A 16,091-nucleotide genomic window follows, 5' to 3' on the forward strand; every position below is an offset into this window, starting at 1 on the left:
TTAAAATTCCAAAAAAAGGAGAATTAATGCTTGACCTTAATATAGGTGTGATGCTTATTGAAGCCGGTATTTTCCTGGTAACGCTGATTTTACTGAAAATTTGGCTGTTTGAACCGTTGGTTAAATTTATGGATGAAAGAGAAGAAAAATTAAGAAAATCTCTTGAAATGATAAACGCCAATACTGAAGACACTAAAGAACTTGAAGAAGAGATTCAAAAAGTTCTTGCCAAAGCAAAAAAAGAGGCTAAAGAGATCAGAGATGAAGCAAGAGCCAAAGCTCAGGCTGAAGCGGCAGAAATGAAAGCAAAAAGATTAGCTGAAATTGAAGCTGCCAAAGAAGAGCTTGCAAAAGAAATTCAGGCTGAAAAAGAAAGAATTCTTTCAGAACTTGCTGGTTCTAAAGAAGAAATCAAAACATTGGTTGAAAACAAAATAAGGAATGCAGCATGAAAAAAGCGTTGTTTTTAGTTGCACTGTTAAGCAGTATGCTTTTTGCAAATGAAGCTGCTGCAGGAGGTACTGATATAGTTGCCAGAACGATTAACTTTTTAATCTTCGTTGCAATATTATGGTACTTGGTTGGAAACAAAGTTATTGCGTTTTTTAGAAACAGAAAAGAAGAAATCGCAAATAAATTCCAAGAAGTTGAAAACAAATTAAAAGAAGCTAAACAGAGAAAAGAAGAGCTTAAAGCAAAACTTGAAGAAGCAAAAATTAAAGCTACAGAAATAGTTGAAGATGCTAAAAAAGAAGCAGAATTAATTTACAGCAAAATTATTGAAGACACTAAAACTGAACTTGAAATAATGGAAAAACATTTTGAAGAAGCTAAGCTTGCCGAAATCAGAAAAGCTAAAAGAGAAGCAATTAAAGCTTTCCTTGAAGATGTTCTTAAAGACGTACATCTTTCAAGCGAAGACGCAGCTAAACTTGTATTAAAGGTAGCATAATGGTAGTTGAAAAATATACAAAGGCGTTTTTGGCATCTTTAAATGAAGACGAAATAGCACCCGCTTATGAAGCTGTTGCTAGAATCGCATCAGTTGCTAAAGATCCAAAATTTATTTTAATCGTTAAATCTCCTCTTTTAAGCATATATGAAAAAATTAATACTTTGGCAAAAATCGCCGAGTATGACAATCCGAAATTTTTAAATTTTTTAAGAATTATTCTTGAAAACAAAAGAGAAGACCTTTTTAAAGAGATACATACTTCTTTATATGAAAAAGTTTCCAGACATTTTAATACTTATGCAGGTGTAGTTGAGGGTAAAGTGAGCGAAAACACGTTAAAAGAAATTGAAGCTAAATTGTCTCAAAAATTCAATGCGACAATTAAACTTCAATTGGACGAAAAAGATATAAACGGAATAAAAGTTTTCGTAGATATCTTAAACGTTGAAGTTGCACTCAGTGAAGATAAAATCAAATCTGATTTAATAAACAATATTTTAAAAGCAATCTAAAAGAAAGGAGTATAAGTGGTACAAGAAATCACTTCGATAATCAAGGAAAGAATTGAAAACTACGACTTAAAAGTAGACGTAGAAGAAGTTGGTAAAGTAATTTACTCAGCTGACGGTATCGCTAAGGTATACGGTCTTACAAACGTAATGGCCGGTGAAATGGTTGAATTTGAAACTGGTGAAAAAGGTTTGGTATTTAACCTTGAAGCTGACAACGTTGGTGTGGTTGTACTTGGAAAAGGTACAGACATTACAGAAGGAAGTTCAGTTAAAAGACTTGGTAAACTAATCTCAGTACCTGTTGGTGAAGCGTTAATAGGAAGAGTTGTAAACGCGCTTGGTGAACCGATTGACGGTAAAGGACCTATTGAAGCTACTGAATACAGATATGTAGAAGAAAAAGCGCCTGGAATTATGGCAAGAAAATCTGTTCATGAACCTCTTCAAACTGGTCTTAAAGCAATCGATGCGCTTGTTCCTATCGGTAGAGGGCAAAGAGAGCTTATTATTGGGGACAGACAAACTGGTAAAACTACAGTTGCGCTTGATACTATTCTTAATCAGAAAAATGAAGATGTTATTTGTATTTATGTTGCAGTAGGTCAAAAACAGTCAACTGTTGCTAATATCGTTAGAATTCTTGAAGAGCACGGTGCAATGGATTACACAATCGTTGTAAACGCTTCTGCATCTGAAGCTGCTTCACTTAAATTCTTAGCGCCGTATGCCGGTGTTACAATGGGTGAATATTTCAGAGATAACGGAAGACATGCTCTTATCGTTTACGATGATTTATCTAAACACGCAGATGCGTACAGAGAAATGTCATTACTTCTAAGAAGACCTCCGGGAAGGGAAGCATATCCAGGTGACGTATTCTACCTACACAGTAGATTACTTGAAAGAGCAGCTAAACTTAACGATGAGCTTGGTGCGGGAAGTTTAACAGCTTTACCAATTATTGAAACTAAAGGTGGTGACGTTGCTGCTTATATTCCGACAAACGTAATTTCAATTACTGACGGTCAGATTTTCCTTGAAACTAACCTTTTCAACAAAGGTATCAGACCTGCGATTAACGTTGGTCTTTCAGTATCAAGGGTTGGTGGTGCCGCTCAGATTAAAGCAATGAAACAAGTTGCCGGAAACTTAAGACTTGACCTTGCGCAGTTCAGAGAACTTGAAGCGTTCTCACAATTCGCAAGTGACCTTGACGAAGCAAGTAGAAAACAGCTTGAAAGAGGTGAAAGACTTGTTGAAATTCTAAAACAGCCGGCATATTCGCCGCTGCCAGTTGAAAAACAAGTTGTAATTATTTATGCTGGTACAAGAGGATATTTAGATGATATCGAAACTAAATCAATCAGAAGATTTGAAGATGAGTTATATCCGTTCATTGAAACTAAATATCCACAGATTTTTGAAAGTATCAGAACTAAGAAAAAACTAGACGACGAAACTGAAGAACTACTTAAAAAAGCATTAGAAGAGTTTAAGGCTGGGTTCGAAGGATAATAAATGGCAACTTTAAAAGAGCTAAAACAAAAAATAAGCAGTGTTAAAAACACTCAAAAAACAACAAGGGCGATGAAACTTGTTTCTACCGCTAAACTTAAAAGAGCGGAAGAAGCAATTCTTCGCTCTAGAGAATATGCTAAAAAAATTGATGAAGTTATGCATGAGATCTCAGCAAAACTTGCAAGCGTTAAAGACTCTATTGAGTTAAGAGCGTTCGCTAAAATAGATAATGTTGAAAAAGTAGACGTACTTGTAATTACAGCTGACAAAGGTCTGTGCGGCGGATTTAATATACACACAATCAAAAAAACGATTGCGCTAATTGAAGAGCTTAAAGAAAAAAAAGTTAAAATAAGACTTAAAGTAATCGGTAAAAAAGCGATAGAATATTTCAAATTCGTCGGTATTGAAATGTATGAAGAAATTGTTGGACTAAGCGCTCAGCCTAATTACGAAAAAGCAGCTGAGCTGATTGAACAGAGTTATCAAGATTTCGTAAACGAAGAAATCGATAATATTATTACAATACACAACGGTTATGTAAATAAACTTACACAGCAGGTTTATGTAAAAGAACTTTTACCGATTGAAGTGGATGTTAATGATTCTCAAGACTTTTTAGAAGTTGAACCTGATAACGATTATGAAACAATTTTGGAAACTTTAGTTAAAAAATATATTGAGTATTCACTTTATTATGCGCTTTTAGATTCATTAGCAGCAGAGCACAGTGCGAGAATGCAGGCAATGGATGCTGCGACTAACAACGCAAAAGAAATGGTACATCAGTTGACACTGGAATTTAACAAAGCAAGACAAGAAGCTGTAACAAGAGAACTTATCGAAATCGTTACTGCAATAGAAGCAATGAAAAAGTAAAGGAGTAAAATGGAAGGTAAAGTATTACAAATTTTAGGTCCTGTAGTTGACGTAGAATTTGAAGGAGATATTCCGGCGATAAACGAAGCGCTTTATGTGGAATTTGAAGCAAATGGTGAGAAGAAAAAAGTTGTATTAGAGGTTGCTGCACAAATCGGTGATCATATCGTTAGAACAATTGCAATGGATTTGACTGACGGTCTTACAAGAGGAGAAAAAGTAGTAGCTACTGGAGCTCCTATTAAAGTACCTGTCGGTGAAGCTGTTCTTGGTAGAATTTTCAACGTAACAGGTGACGTAATCGATGGCGGTGAAGAAGTTCCTGCTGATACACCGAGATGGTCAATCCATAGAGACGCTCCTCCGTTTGAAGAGCAGTCAACTAAAATGGAAGTTTTCGAAACCGGTATTAAAGTTGTAGACCTTCTATGTCCTTACATGAAAGGTGGTAAAACTGGTCTATTCGGTGGTGCCGGAGTTGGTAAAACGGTTATTATTATGGAGCTAATCCACAACGTTGCGTATAAACACAGCGGTTACTCTGTATTTGCAGGGGTTGGTGAAAGAACAAGAGAAGGTAACGACCTTTACCATGAAATGAAAGAAAGTGGAGTTCTTGATAAAGTTGCACTGTGCTACGGTCAGATGAACGAACCTCCAGGATGTAGAAACAGAGTTGCGATGACAGGTCTTACAATGGCTGAATACTTCAGGGACGAAGAAGGAAGAGACGTACTTATGTTCATCGACAACATATTCAGATTTGCTCAGGCGGGTGCTGAAATGTCAGCGCTTCTCGGAAGAATTCCAAGTGCGGTTGGTTATCAGCCTACACTTGCTACTGAAATGGGTAAATTACAAGAAAGAATTACTTCTACTAAAAAAGGAAGTATTACGTCTATCCAGGCTGTTTACGTACCGGCTGACGACTTAACTGACCCAGCACCGGCAAGCGTATTCGCACACTTGGATTCAACAACAGTACTTAACAGAAAAATTGCTGAAAAAGGTATTTACCCGGCAGTTGACCCGCTTGATTCAACAAGTAGAATTCTTGATCCTCAAATCGTAGGTGAAGAGCACTACAAAGTAGCAAGGGGTGTTCAGGAAGTATTACAAAAATATAAAGATTTACAAGATATTATTGCGATCCTTGGTATGGACGAACTTAGCGAAGAAGATAAGTTAACTGTTGCAAGAGCAAGAAAAATCGAAAAATTCTTATCACAACCGTTCTTCGTTGCAAAAGTGTTTACCGGAGCAGACGGAAGATATGTAGAACTTAATAAAACAATTGCAGGATTTAAAGAAATTCTTGAAGGTAAAGTTGACGACTTACCGGAAAATGCATTCTACATGGTAGGTGATTTAGACGAAGCTAAAGAAAAAGCTGAAAAAATGAAGGCTCAAAGCTAAAGGAAGCAAATGAAACTTGATATTGTTACACCTCTTGGAAGAATATACGAGGGTGAAATAAAAGAAGCATATTTTCCGGGAATTGAAGGTGAATTTGGTGTCCTTGAAGGACACGCACCTTTAATGACTACTTTACAGCCGGGAGTAATTACTGTTAAAAAAGAAGACGGCAGTGAAGAAATTATTGCTATTAATACAGGTTACGTAGAAGTTACGCCTGATCACGTAAACGTATTAGTAGACGGCGCCCAGCCTGTTTCAGGTGAAAAAGCCGGAGATATTGCAGAAGCGATAGAGAAAGCTAAAAAACTTATTCGTGATGCGGCAAACAGCGATGTTCTTGTTGCATCTGTTGAGGCAAAGATAGAAAGTGCTGCCAGAAATATCTAAAATCTTAAGCAACCCTATAAACGTTGTTGTTTTAGGGTGGCTTGGGATTTATCTATTTTTTGTATTCTTCATATTTTTCTACAAATTTATAGGATTGTCTTCTTGGATAAAAAAAGAAAAAGAATCATTAAATGCTTTACTAATGAGCGGAAACATTTCCGGTGTTTCATCACTTAAAAGATGTATAGATAAAACTGAAAACATAAACTCACTTACATTTGATGCATGTATACAAGCTGCAAAAAGCAGTGCTGAGAGCGGAATAACGTTTTTAGGTATAGTTGCATCCACAGCACCGTTTATAGGTCTGTTCGGAACAGTTATAGGAATACTAACTGCGTTTTCTTCTATGCAGAGTGTGACCACTATTAATATGATTGCTCCTGCAATAGCGGATGCTTTAGTAGCAACTGCTGTAGGTATTATAGTAGCGGTGCCCGCATATTCGTTTCATCAGATACTAAGCAAAAAAGTTGAAGATTTGATAAGTGTATTAACAATGCAAAAGGATTTTTATTTAAGCAAATGAAAAAGCCAGAATTAAATATTACTCCTTTTGTAGATATTATGCTAGTACTGCTTGCTATACTTATGGTATCGGTGACGGTTAGCACTTATCAGGAAAAAACAGTTAATCTGCCAAAAGGCAGCGAAACAACACCTGCTGCAAAAAAACCGACAATTACAATTACCATAAATGCAAAAGGTATAGTAAAGGTAAATAAAGAAGAAATTCCACTTAAAAATTTTTTAGAGGAATTCAATCTTAAATACGGCAATTTCAATAAAAATTCTCTTGTTTATATAGCAGCGGACAAAAACATTAAATATAAAACTTTTATGAAAGTTTACGCTGCCGTTGTAAAAACAGGATTTACTCAAATAGGGCTGTTAACTAGATGAAAATAGCTGTTTCATTTATTCTGACCGTAATAATTTACGGACTGATAGTCGTTTTTTTTCTCTTTTTTCTTTTTCCAAAACCTAAGCCGGAAAAAAAAGTTTATATACATACTGCAATAATTGCCAAAAAGGCAAAAATTAACTCCAACGCTAAAAAACAGTCAAAAAAAATAAAGAAAAAAATTGTTTCTAAAATAAAGAAAACATCTAAAAAAGTTAAAAAATCAGGCTCTAAAACTAACATGACCCACGGGGGGCAGGACATAGGATTTAATGATATATTTAAAAATGTGGATTATAATGTTGAAACTAAAAAAATAGTTCAGAAAAAGCAGCTTGATATGAGCAGATTTAGAGGAATAGAAAGAAATCTTAAAAAAATTAAAAAAATTAGTGTTGAAGTTAATTTTGTGCAGAACAGTGGTAAAAAATTGACTAAAGACGAAATAAACGACATTATTTCACAAAAGCTTTATTCAATATGGTATGATATTTCTACAATTCCCAGCGAATATGCTAAAATTAACATACAGTCTATGAACGGGAATGTAGAAGTTAATATATTAGACAGCAATCTGCCTGTTTCAAAACAGACAATGCTTATAAATGAAATAAAAAAAGTAAAATTTGATAAAAGTTTTAATATAACGGTATTATTCCAGTCAAAGGTAAGCAATGATTAAAAAAATTATACTAAGTATTTTGTTGACAATTAGTGTTTTTGCGAACGAATTAGTAATAACAAAGTATTTTAACGAAAAACCGAAAATAGAAATTACATATACGGGCGATAAAAACGTTTTAAAAATTTTAAAAATGGATTTAACGGTTCTTGATCATTTTAATTATGTGATCAATCAAGACAATAACGCTACATACAGATTTGATTTCACTTATCAAAACAAGACGTTAAAAGTAAAATATTATGAAAAAAATGTTCTTAAAGTAGAAAAAATATATAAATCAAACAGTTACGCCTATTTTCCGTTTTTAGTTCATAAAGCTGTTTATGATATTAATGAATATTTTGGACTGCCTCACGCTAAGTTTTTAATCAGAAAAGTTATTTATTCTATGCTTGTGGCACCTAAACAGGCAAATATTTATCTTGCGGATTATACTCTTTCATATAAAAAGAGAATAATCAGCGGAGGGCTTAATATTTTCCCTAAATGGGCCGACGAAAAACAAAATATAATTTATTATACAAAACTCGGTAGACTTCCGACTTTATACAGACTTAATTTAAGAACGGGAAAAAGAGAAAAAATACTGACTTCCCAGGGAATGCTCATTGTTTCTGATGTAAAGGGAGATAAGCTGCTGCTGACTCTTGCGCCTGAAGGGCAGCCTGATGTATATGAATATGATATCGCCACAAAAAAACTTACGAAGCTAACTAATTATAACGGAATAGACGTAAACGGAAAGTTTTGGGGCAAAGATAAAATAGTATTTGTTTCCGACAGATACGGAATGCCTATGGTGTTTAGCAAAAACCTTGATAACGGAATAGTACAAAGGGTGCTTTATCACGGTAAAAACCAGGTAGGTGTAGATGCATATAAAAATTATCTTGTAATAAGTACAAGAGAAACCAGCAATGCGTTTTCAAAAAATACGTTTAACCTGTTTTTGATTAATAAACAGGATGATTCTTTAAAAAGACTTACTTTTAAAGGACAAAACAGTTTTCCTAATTTTTCTGTAGATGGAAATTCTATAATGTTTATAAAAAGAGAAAATTTTTATTCAAAAATTGGTATAATACGATTAAATGAAAACAAAGTTTTTTATTATCCACTGCCAAAAATATTACAATCGTTTGATTGGTAAAATAAAGGAGAAGAAATGAAGAAAAAATTACTAATCGCAACAGGAGTAGCAGCGTTACTCATGATCACAGGATGTTCAAAGCAGCCGAATCTTGAAAATGCAACTCAAACTGAACAGACTGCGCAAACAGCTAACACTCAGAATGCAAACCAAAACAGTGCAACTGCAACCGGCAATGAAACTGTAAATACTCAAAATGCAAACGTTGAAGAACAGACTATAGGCGAAGGTACTAAAATAACAGTAACAGCAAATCAAAAATTTGCTAAAAAACTTGCTAATATTGTTGTTTATTTTGACTTTGACAAATACAATATCAGACCTGACCAATGGCCGAAAGTTGAAGAACTTGCAAAACTTATTAAAAGCAATCCTGCAAATTACACTGTAAGAATTGAAGGTAACTGTGACGAGTGGGGTACAGAAGAATACAACTATGCTTTAGGTTTAAAAAGAGCCAACTCTGTTAAAAACGCTTTAATCAAATTAGGTGTAGACCCTAAAAAACTTACAATTATCAGTTATGGGGAATTAAATCCTGTATGTACCGCACATGCTAAATGGTGCTGGAGAAAAAACAGAAGAGATAATTTTACATATCTTCCATAAATAGTGTACAATTCCTTAAAAAAGGAATTGTATGAAAAAACTTTTTTTTCTTATCCCGGTATTGTTATTAGCCGATGTCAATCCATTTGGCGCAGGTAATTTAAACTCTCCAAATCCTTACGGGCTTACACCTCAGGAAAAAGCAATACTTCAAAATAAAAAGAACATTCAAAAAAACAGCAAATTAATCAGCAGTTTAAAAACTGAACTTGAAAATTTTAAATCTAAGCTTGCACAGAAATTTGTGGAATACGATCAGACTATTTCAGATTTGAGCAATAAACTTTCATCTTTTAATACCATACTAAGTGAAATAGATGCAGCTAAACTTTCTATAGAAAATATTAAAAAAGAATTGAACGATACCAATTTAACAGATATGAAAAATAAAATTTCAGATTTAGAACAGAGAGTTTCTAATCTGGAAGAGCAGAATAAAGCTATAAAAAAAACGATTGAAGAAATTACAAAAATACAAAATGAAAATTTTCAAAATTTAAGCAATTCCATACAGGTTATTCTAGACCAGCTGAAAAAATTAAATCAGCAGACTAAACAGCTGAATCCTAAAGAAGCTTTCGAAAAAGCAAAAAAACTTTACTTTAAAGGTGAACTGAATAAAGCAAAAGATCTGTTTTTATATTCTCTTCAAAAAAGACATCTGCCTGCCACTTCGTCTTATTATTTAGGTGAAATAGCCTATAAACAGGGACATTATAAAGAAGCTTTGGCATATTATAAAAAAAGCATTTCACTTTATCCGAAGAAAACATCATTTACTGACAGACTGTTATATCATACGGGAATATCATTCTTAAAACTTAAACAGACCAAAAACGCCAAACTTACATTTAAAAAGCTTGTTTTGGATTTTCCTAAATCAAAATATGCGGCTTTAGCCAAAAAAGAGTTGGAAAAATTATAAGATTATGTTATACTGCGTAAAATTTTAAAGGATTACAATGGCAAAAGTATACGGAATTGAATATACGGTTAAGAACTCAAAAGGTGAAGTAGTTGACTCTAATAAAGGACAGGCTCCTCTTGAATTTATAGCTGGACAAAATCAAATTATCCCGGGACTTGAAAAAGAAGTTGAAGGTATGGAAGTAGGAGAAGAAAAAACTGTAACTGTAAAAGCAGACGAAGCTTACGGTCAGAGAAATGAAGAGTGGGTTGAGACTCTTCCTAAAGAACAGTTCGAAGGGATTGATTTACAAAAAGGAATGACTCTTTACGGACAATCTCCTGACGGACAGACTATTGCAGTAACTGTTGTAGATTTTGACGATAAAAACGTAACTATCGATTATAATCATCCTCTAGCAGGTGAAGATTTAACATTTGATGTTAAAGTTGTCAGCAAAAGAGATGCAACATTAGAAGAGCTTGCAGGCGGAGAGCAAGGTCAGGGATGCGGATGCGGTACAGGATGCGGATGCCACTAATCCCTCTCTTTTTTCTTTTTTTGTTTTATATTGGTGTCTGGCGCTAAGTATCTTATTCTTCCATTATCTTAATTTTTATAATCTGTTTATTTAGTTTGATATCGGCACTTAATTATGATTTTATGTTTATATATTTTAAAATTAAAACCATTTCTATCCTATATGATATAATTTTAGTAAAAAAGGGTGATAATGAAAATAGGTTTATTGTTTCCGGGACAGGGAAGCCAGTTTGTCGGAATGGGTAAAGATTTTTATGAAAATTCGGCAGTTGCAAAAGAGATGTTTGAACTTGCAAGCGATTCGGTAAAAATTGATTTTAAAAAACTCATGTTTGAAGAAAACGAAGATTTAAATAAAACCGAATATACTCAGCCTGCAATTTTATTGTATTCAGCAATAGCATACGAATTGTTTAAAAACAGCGCAGATTTTGAGTATGCGTTTTCTTTAGGGCACTCTTTAGGGGAATTTAGCGCGCTTTATTCTGCCGGTGCGATTGATTTAGCAGATGCTGTAAAGCTTGTACATGAAAGAGGCAAACTTATGAACGCGGCTTTCAGGGATAAAGTCGGTTCTATGATGGTTGTATTGGGTCTGGATGACGAAACAATAGAAAATATATGTAAAGAATCCAATCTTCAAGTCTGGCCTGCAAATTACAACAGTGACGGTCAGCTAGTATTAGCCGGAATCAGAGAAGATTTGGAAAAACTTGAACCTGTACTAAAAGAAAAAGGCGCAAAAAGAGCAATGCTTTTAAATATGAGCGTGGCGAGTCACTGTCCTTTACTTGAGAGTGCGAGTGCTCCTTTAAAAGAGCTTTTGGCGGAAGCGCTGAAAGATGAATTTAAAGACGTAGTAAGCAATGTAACGGCTAAAGCGTATAATACAAAAGCTGAAGCTCTTGAAGTACTTCCTGTACAGCTTACAAAACCGGTATTGTATAAACAGTCAATTAAAAATTATGAAAATGACGCCGACGTGTTTGTAGAATTCGGAGGTAAAGTGTTAATGGGTATAAACAGAAAAATCACAAAGAAAAAGACTCTTCCGATAACTGACATGGCGAGTTTGGAAAAAGTAATTGGTTCATTAAGTAATTAAATTAACACTCAGGGAAAAAATATGAAAATAGCTCTTGCACAGATAGCTCCAAAGCTGTCTCCGAAAAATCTGGAAAAACATCTGGAGTATATCTCCGGAACAGATGCCGATCTTGTCGTTTTTCCGGAACTTTCAATGAACGGATATAAAATAAAAGACGCTTTATTGGAAGATTCTTTCAGTTTGGAATATTTTAAAAATTTAAAGTTTGATAAAGATGTGGTTTTAGGCGCGGCTATAAAAAAAGACGGAAAAATATTCAACAGCGCTTTATATTTAGGCAAAAATTTACATATTCACAATAAAGTGCATCTTCCTACTTACGGAGTTTTTGAAGAAGGGAGATTCTTTTTTTCCGGGGAAAGTTTTAGCGTATTTGACTCTAAAGCCGGTAAAACTGCTATGTTTGTTTGTGAAGATGTATTTAGCGGAGACGCTATGGATTTCGTATCGGAACACAAGCCTGATTTGATTATCGTAATAGCCGCTTCTCCCGCAAGAGAATTTAGTGAGGGTAAGCTGTTGATAGAAGAGCAGTGGGACGCTCTTTTAAAGTCAATGGCTATACTAAGCGGCGCTTATGTTGTTTTTTGCAACAGGGTAGGTTTTGAAGACGGTTTGGGATTCTGGGGAGGAAGCAGGATTGTCAATCCTAAAGGAGAGGTTGAAATAAAAGCTGATTATTTTGAAGAACAGATAATAGAATGTGAGCTTAACCATAGCCTGACAGTTACGCAAAAATATTTTTTAAGGAAAAGCTGATGATTGGAATAATGTGCGCAATGGTTGAGGAGCTTGAGCCTATTTTGGAGTATATGCATATTAAAGAAAAAAAAGAGCACGCAAACAATACTTATTATATTGCGGAATTTAACGGTAAAAATATTGTATTGGCATACAGTAAAATAGGTAAAGTGAACGCTTCGATTACGGCAACTGTGATGATAGAAAAATTCGGAGTAGACGTTTTGCTTTTCAGCGGCGTCGCCGGAGGTATAGACGAGGATTTGAAAATAGGAGATCTTATAACCGCAACGCATGTGTGTCAGCATGACGTTGATCTTACGGTATTCGGATATAAGCACGGATTTATACCTGAGAGTGAAATATATTTTGACTGTAATGCAAACCTGATAAATCTTGCTAAAAAAGTTGCGGATGAGATGGGTATAAAACTCAAAACGGGAATTATCGCAAGCGGCGATCAGTTTATCCATTCAAAAGAAAAAAAAGAGTGGATAAAAGAAGTATTCGGGGCAAGTGCAATTGAAATGGAAGGCGGTGCCGTAGGGTGTGTATGCTGGAACGAACAGGTGCCGTTTTTTATGCTAAGAGCCATCAGCGATACCGCTGAAGAAGGTGCGGGTGTGGATTTTGATGAATTTTTGGAAGAATCGAGCAAAGTCAGTGCAAAATTTTTAGTAAATATGTTAAAGGAAATTAAATGAATAAAAATAAATTAATAGTAATGTTCATAACGTTTGCCGTATTGATAGCGGCGACTCCGTTTATATTCGGCAAACTTATGAATTCAAGATACAACCAGATGCTTAATGATTTAAGATCGAAGGGCATAAGCATTAATGTGGTAAAAGACAAAAGTACTTATCTTCAAACAGACAAAGTTCTAGAAGTAAGCATACCTTCAAAACTTTTAAACGACAACGGAGTAATAAAAGAGATAAAACTGCATATCGAAACAAAATTCAAAAACCTGCCGGTAACGAATGTACTGTTTTTTGGAAAACTGGATCAGGTCGTTTTAAGCGACCAGTATAAAAATCTTGAAAGCAAAATAAACCCTTTCTTGCAAAAATATATTAAATTTGTCGTCACAACGCCTAATTTCAGGGATTATGCATATAAATTCGACGATATCGTCATAAAAGACAAAGCGGATATAGGTATCAAAAATATAAAAGGAACGTTTAAAAACGGAAAACTGATTAAAAACAGTCTGAATATAAAAGAAATATATATAAAAGACAAAAAAGGATATTTTGAAATTAAAAATTTCAAAAACCATTTCGAAGGCAATGAAAAAAGCACTTATTCAAAAACGAATTTTGATGTCGATGTGAATATAAACAGATTTAAACTTCAGGTTCAGAACGTTTATTCAACAACCAAAACGCTGCTTTCAAAAGAAGTTACCTTACATTCTTCATTAGGATTTGACAGTCTGGATGTTCCGAATATGGCAAATGCCCAGAATTTTGATGTAAAAGCCCAGATTAACGGTATTGAAACAAAAATTCTTGAGCAGCTGGCAAAAGCTCCTAAAGACGAACAGGAACAATATCTGGATAAAATTTTTGAAAAAGGTTTCAATATAAATGTTAACAGCAGACTAAAAGACGCAAAAGTTATGCAAAGAGACTTGGGCGGATACAATTTAGGGCTTAATATTAAATTTTTACCAACTAAAAACTTTAGAGCGAAAGTTAACAGTAAAAATATTGATTTTGTAGATATAAAACTTGATTTGACTACAACTCCTCAAATAGCGAATCTGATTATGAATATGGTTCCAAGAAGCGCATTTTTATTTGCTTTGGCTAAGAAAAAGAACGGAAAGGTTGTGTTAAATCTTGAATATAAAAAAGGACAGCTTTACAGTGACGGACAGCTTATAAAATAAATTAAAAAGATTAAAGAGTAATTGTTGGAAAAGGAAAAAAATAAAGAGAAAATGAAAAACCCTATAAAAGATATATATTTTTCAAAAAAAGTCACTAAATTTGCCGGGCGTGCGAATGGAGAGTTTGATCTGATAAAAGAAGGCGACCGTGTAATGGTCGCTTTCAGTGGCGGTAAAGACAGTTTCGTTTTACTTCATGTTCTTAAAAGAATGCAGTTAATCGCTCCTTTTAAATTTGATCTATTAGCCGTTACTATAGATTCGGGAACCGGAATAGATTATTCTCCTTTGGTTAAACACTGTAAAGAGTTCGGAATAGAATATATTATATATCAAACACCGATACTTGAAATTTTGGAAGAAAAGAAACGTCCCGGAAGCAGTGCGTGCGGATTTTGCGCCAGAATGAGAAGAGGCGCTCTTTATACCAAAGCGTTGGAACTCGGATACAATAAAATAGCGCTCGGGCATCATTTCGACGATGCGGTGGAAACTTTCTTTATGAGTATGTTTTATAACGGAATGATGCGCTCTATGCCTCCTAAATACAAAGCCTACAACGAAATAGAAGTTATAAGGCCTTTAATAAAGGTTAGGGAAAAATGGATACAGTATATGAGTGATCGAAACGATTTTCCTATAATAGACGGAGAATCAAGCTGTCTTGCATTTAACGAAGCCGATCAGGCTAAAACGCCTTATGTAAGAAATGAAATCAAACAGTGGCTTAAAGATATGGAAGAAAAAGAGCCTAAACTGTTTCAAAGACTTGACAGCGCTTTTGGAAATATAGACTGTTCTACGTTTTTTATGAAGGAGTTTTTTAAATAATGAAGAATGAGAAATTAAAAAATAAAAAAGTATTGGTGGGTGTCAGCGGGGGTGTTGACAGCGCAATGAGCGTATATCTTTTAAAACAGCAGGGATATGATGTTTTAGGTATATACATGAAAATGCACGAAGGTGTTAATCATTCCGAAAATCTTGCAAAAATAGAAAAACTTTCAAAAAAGCTGAATTTTGAATATGTCATTGAAGACGTGCAGGATGAATTTAAAAAAGAGGTATACGAATATTTTATTGAAAGTTACAAAAACGGTATTACGCCAAACCCGTGTGCAATGTGCAATATTAAAATAAAATTCGGTATTTTTATGAATTTTTTAGAAAAATACGGGTGTGATCTGGCGGCTACCGGCCATTATGTCAGAAACGACGGAGAGTTTTTATACCAGGCAAAAGACGAAAGCAAAGACCAGAGCTATTTTCTTTTCGGAATAAAAAAAGAGGTTCTTCCTAAAATCCTGTTTCCTTTAGGAGAATATACAAAAGATGAAATCAAAAAGCTGGCTTCGGAAATTGGGCTTGACGAATTTGCAAGCCAGAAAGAATCCCAGGATATATGTTTTATAGATACGAATTATACGGATGTACTCAAACTTCATTTTAATCCGGAGAGAAAAGGAAAAGTTGTAAACAAAAGAGGCCATAAAATAGGTCTCCACAAAGGGTATCCGTATTATACCGTGGGTCAGAGAAAAGGATTTACACTTTTTAAATCACATAAACCTCAGTATGTAATAGGCATAGACGCCAAAAGCAATACCCTTATTGTCGGAGATAAAAAGGATCTTGAAAAAAAACAGGTGTTTTTAAAAGGCGTAAATCTTTTTATTGATGAAAAAACATTTGAATGTGAAGCCAAAATAAGATACAGAGCACCGAAAATGCCGGCTGTTGTGAAAATGGAAAGCAAAAGTAAAGCTGTTGTGAACTTTTATGAACCGGTTTTAGGTGTTGCAAAAGGGCAAGCGTGTGTGTTTTACGATGGTGAAAGACTTCTCGGAGGCGGATGGATAAGAGGCGGAAGATAATAT

General features: G+C 34.5%; 20 protein-coding genes. All 20 read left to right on the top strand.

All coding sequences use genetic code 11. The features are described 5' to 3' along the window. The first annotated feature begins 26 nt into the window (after positions 1-26). The 20 genes from C3L23_RS01625 to mnmA all read left to right on the top strand — a co-directional run bounded on the left by C3L23_RS01625 (position 27) and on the right by mnmA (position 16,088). The gene (locus C3L23_RS01625; RefSeq protein WP_127679419.1) at positions 27-452 is read left to right on the top strand and encodes an ATPase; all 426 of its coding nucleotides are present in this window, start codon (positions 27-29) and stop codon (positions 450-452) included. Next, positions 449-952, top strand: a complete 504-nt coding sequence (locus tag C3L23_RS01630) for a F0F1 ATP synthase subunit B (RefSeq protein WP_127679420.1) — start codon at positions 449-451, stop codon at positions 950-952. The genes C3L23_RS01625 and C3L23_RS01630 overlap by 4 nt, the downstream gene beginning before the upstream one ends. Then, positions 952-1,467 (top strand): F0F1 ATP synthase subunit delta, encoded by a 516-nt coding sequence (locus tag C3L23_RS01635; protein ID WP_127679421.1) that lies wholly within the window; start codon positions 952-954, stop codon positions 1,465-1,467. Before C3L23_RS01630 ends, C3L23_RS01635 begins: the two co-directional genes overlap by 1 nt. Before the next feature lie 15 nt (positions 1,468-1,482). Then, a complete protein-coding gene (gene atpA, locus C3L23_RS01640) occupies positions 1,483-2,982 on the top strand; it encodes a F0F1 ATP synthase subunit alpha (protein WP_127679422.1) in 1,500 nt (499 codons plus the stop codon). A 3-nt stretch (positions 2,983-2,985) separates the two neighbouring features. After that, positions 2,986-3,864: an ATP synthase F1 subunit gamma gene (gene atpG, locus C3L23_RS01645; RefSeq protein ID WP_127679423.1), complete on the top strand. Its 879-nt coding sequence runs from the start codon at positions 2,986-2,988 to the stop codon at positions 3,862-3,864. Positions 3,865-3,873: 9 nt separating this feature from the next. Beyond that, positions 3,874-5,280 carry a F0F1 ATP synthase subunit beta gene (atpD, locus tag C3L23_RS01650; RefSeq protein ID WP_127679424.1) on the top strand — a complete coding sequence of 469 codons (1,407 nt, stop codon included), beginning with the start codon at positions 3,874-3,876 and terminating at the stop codon, positions 5,278-5,280. A 9-nt stretch (positions 5,281-5,289) separates the two neighbouring features. Next, complete coding sequence (gene atpC, locus C3L23_RS01655) at positions 5,290-5,670, top strand: ATP synthase F1 subunit epsilon (RefSeq protein WP_127679425.1); 381 nt, start codon at positions 5,290-5,292, stop codon at positions 5,668-5,670. Beyond that, positions 5,651-6,199 carry a MotA/TolQ/ExbB proton channel family protein gene (locus tag C3L23_RS01660; protein ID WP_127679426.1) on the top strand — a complete coding sequence of 183 codons (549 nt, stop codon included), beginning with the start codon at positions 5,651-5,653 and terminating at the stop codon, positions 6,197-6,199. Before atpC ends, C3L23_RS01660 begins: the two co-directional genes overlap by 20 nt. Then, complete coding sequence (locus C3L23_RS01665) at positions 6,196-6,573, top strand: biopolymer transporter ExbD (RefSeq protein ID WP_127679427.1); 378 nt, start codon at positions 6,196-6,198, stop codon at positions 6,571-6,573. The genes C3L23_RS01660 and C3L23_RS01665 overlap by 4 nt, the downstream gene beginning before the upstream one ends. Next, positions 6,570-7,256 (top strand): hypothetical protein, encoded by a 687-nt coding sequence (locus C3L23_RS01670; RefSeq protein ID WP_127679428.1) that lies wholly within the window; start codon positions 6,570-6,572, stop codon positions 7,254-7,256. Before C3L23_RS01665 ends, C3L23_RS01670 begins: the two co-directional genes overlap by 4 nt. After that, positions 7,249-8,409: a Tol-Pal system protein TolB gene (gene tolB, locus C3L23_RS01675; RefSeq protein WP_127679429.1), complete on the top strand. Its 1,161-nt coding sequence runs from the start codon at positions 7,249-7,251 to the stop codon at positions 8,407-8,409. Before C3L23_RS01670 ends, tolB begins: the two co-directional genes overlap by 8 nt. A 15-nt stretch (positions 8,410-8,424) precedes the next feature. Further along, positions 8,425-9,018: an OmpA family protein gene (locus tag C3L23_RS01680; RefSeq protein ID WP_127679430.1), complete on the top strand. Its 594-nt coding sequence runs from the start codon at positions 8,425-8,427 to the stop codon at positions 9,016-9,018. 31 nt (positions 9,019-9,049) lie between these two features. Next, positions 9,050-9,943, top strand: a complete 894-nt coding sequence (locus tag C3L23_RS01685; protein ID WP_127679431.1) for a tetratricopeptide repeat protein — start codon at positions 9,050-9,052, stop codon at positions 9,941-9,943. A 37-nt stretch (positions 9,944-9,980) separates the two neighbouring features. Then, positions 9,981-10,466, top strand: a complete 486-nt coding sequence (locus tag C3L23_RS01690; protein WP_127679432.1) for a peptidylprolyl isomerase — start codon at positions 9,981-9,983, stop codon at positions 10,464-10,466. Positions 10,467-10,658: 192 nt separating this feature from the next. Next, entirely contained in the window at positions 10,659-11,573 is a 915-nt protein-coding gene (gene fabD, locus C3L23_RS01695; protein ID WP_210402422.1) for an ACP S-malonyltransferase, read from the top strand. 21 nt (positions 11,574-11,594) lie between these two features. Further along, positions 11,595-12,335, top strand: coding sequence for a nitrilase-related carbon-nitrogen hydrolase (locus C3L23_RS01700; RefSeq protein ID WP_127679433.1), 741 nt, complete (start codon positions 11,595-11,597; stop codon positions 12,333-12,335). Continuing rightward, positions 12,335-13,021: a 5'-methylthioadenosine/adenosylhomocysteine nucleosidase gene (locus C3L23_RS01705; protein WP_127679434.1), complete on the top strand. Its 687-nt coding sequence runs from the start codon at positions 12,335-12,337 to the stop codon at positions 13,019-13,021. Before C3L23_RS01700 ends, C3L23_RS01705 begins: the two co-directional genes overlap by 1 nt. Then, positions 13,018-14,214 carry a hypothetical protein gene (locus tag C3L23_RS01710; protein WP_127679435.1) on the top strand — a complete coding sequence of 399 codons (1,197 nt, stop codon included), beginning with the start codon at positions 13,018-13,020 and terminating at the stop codon, positions 14,212-14,214. Before C3L23_RS01705 ends, C3L23_RS01710 begins: the two co-directional genes overlap by 4 nt. A 24-nt stretch (positions 14,215-14,238) precedes the next feature. Further along, positions 14,239-15,045, top strand: coding sequence for an ATP-binding protein (locus tag C3L23_RS01715; RefSeq protein WP_246831081.1), 807 nt, complete (start codon positions 14,239-14,241; stop codon positions 15,043-15,045). Beyond that, complete coding sequence (gene mnmA / locus C3L23_RS01720; RefSeq protein WP_127679437.1) at positions 15,045-16,088, top strand: tRNA 2-thiouridine(34) synthase MnmA; 1,044 nt, start codon at positions 15,045-15,047, stop codon at positions 16,086-16,088. The genes C3L23_RS01715 and mnmA overlap by 1 nt, the downstream gene beginning before the upstream one ends. The last annotated feature ends 3 nt before the right edge of the window (positions 16,089-16,091 follow it).

It is taken from the genome of Nautilia sp. PV-1 (genome assembly GCF_004006315.1).
In the GTDB taxonomy this organism is placed as follows: Bacteria; Campylobacterota; Campylobacteria; order Campylobacterales; family Nautiliaceae; genus Nautilia; species Nautilia profundicola_A.

What these genes read in the sequence shown, in the direction of transcription:
- C3L23_RS01625 (WP_127679419.1), top strand. Translation starts at nt 27, where the DNA reads ATGCTTGACCTTAATATAGGTGTGATGCTTATTGAAGCCGGTATTTTC.
- C3L23_RS01630 (WP_127679420.1), top strand. Translation starts at nt 449, where the DNA reads ATGAAAAAAGCGTTGTTTTTAGTTGCACTGTTAAGCAGTATGCTTTTT.
- C3L23_RS01635 (WP_127679421.1), top strand. Translation starts at nt 952, where the DNA reads ATGGTAGTTGAAAAATATACAAAGGCGTTTTTGGCATCTTTAAATGAA.
- atpG (WP_127679423.1), top strand. Translation starts at nt 2,986, where the DNA reads ATGGCAACTTTAAAAGAGCTAAAACAAAAAATAAGCAGTGTTAAAAAC.
- atpD (WP_127679424.1), top strand. Translation starts at nt 3,874, where the DNA reads ATGGAAGGTAAAGTATTACAAATTTTAGGTCCTGTAGTTGACGTAGAA.
- atpC (WP_127679425.1), top strand. Translation starts at nt 5,290, where the DNA reads ATGAAACTTGATATTGTTACACCTCTTGGAAGAATATACGAGGGTGAA.
- C3L23_RS01665 (WP_127679427.1), top strand. Translation starts at nt 6,196, where the DNA reads ATGAAAAAGCCAGAATTAAATATTACTCCTTTTGTAGATATTATGCTA.
- C3L23_RS01670 (WP_127679428.1), top strand. Translation starts at nt 6,570, where the DNA reads ATGAAAATAGCTGTTTCATTTATTCTGACCGTAATAATTTACGGACTG.
- tolB (WP_127679429.1), top strand. Translation starts at nt 7,249, where the DNA reads ATGATTAAAAAAATTATACTAAGTATTTTGTTGACAATTAGTGTTTTT.
- C3L23_RS01680 (WP_127679430.1), top strand. Translation starts at nt 8,425, where the DNA reads ATGAAGAAAAAATTACTAATCGCAACAGGAGTAGCAGCGTTACTCATG.
- C3L23_RS01685 (WP_127679431.1), top strand. Translation starts at nt 9,050, where the DNA reads ATGAAAAAACTTTTTTTTCTTATCCCGGTATTGTTATTAGCCGATGTC.
- C3L23_RS01690 (WP_127679432.1), top strand. Translation starts at nt 9,981, where the DNA reads ATGGCAAAAGTATACGGAATTGAATATACGGTTAAGAACTCAAAAGGT.
- fabD (WP_210402422.1), top strand. Translation starts at nt 10,659, where the DNA reads ATGAAAATAGGTTTATTGTTTCCGGGACAGGGAAGCCAGTTTGTCGGA.
- C3L23_RS01700 (WP_127679433.1), top strand. Translation starts at nt 11,595, where the DNA reads ATGAAAATAGCTCTTGCACAGATAGCTCCAAAGCTGTCTCCGAAAAAT.
- C3L23_RS01705 (WP_127679434.1), top strand. Translation starts at nt 12,335, where the DNA reads ATGATTGGAATAATGTGCGCAATGGTTGAGGAGCTTGAGCCTATTTTG.
- C3L23_RS01710 (WP_127679435.1), top strand. Translation starts at nt 13,018, where the DNA reads ATGAATAAAAATAAATTAATAGTAATGTTCATAACGTTTGCCGTATTG.
- mnmA (WP_127679437.1), top strand. Translation starts at nt 15,045, where the DNA reads ATGAAGAATGAGAAATTAAAAAATAAAAAAGTATTGGTGGGTGTCAGC.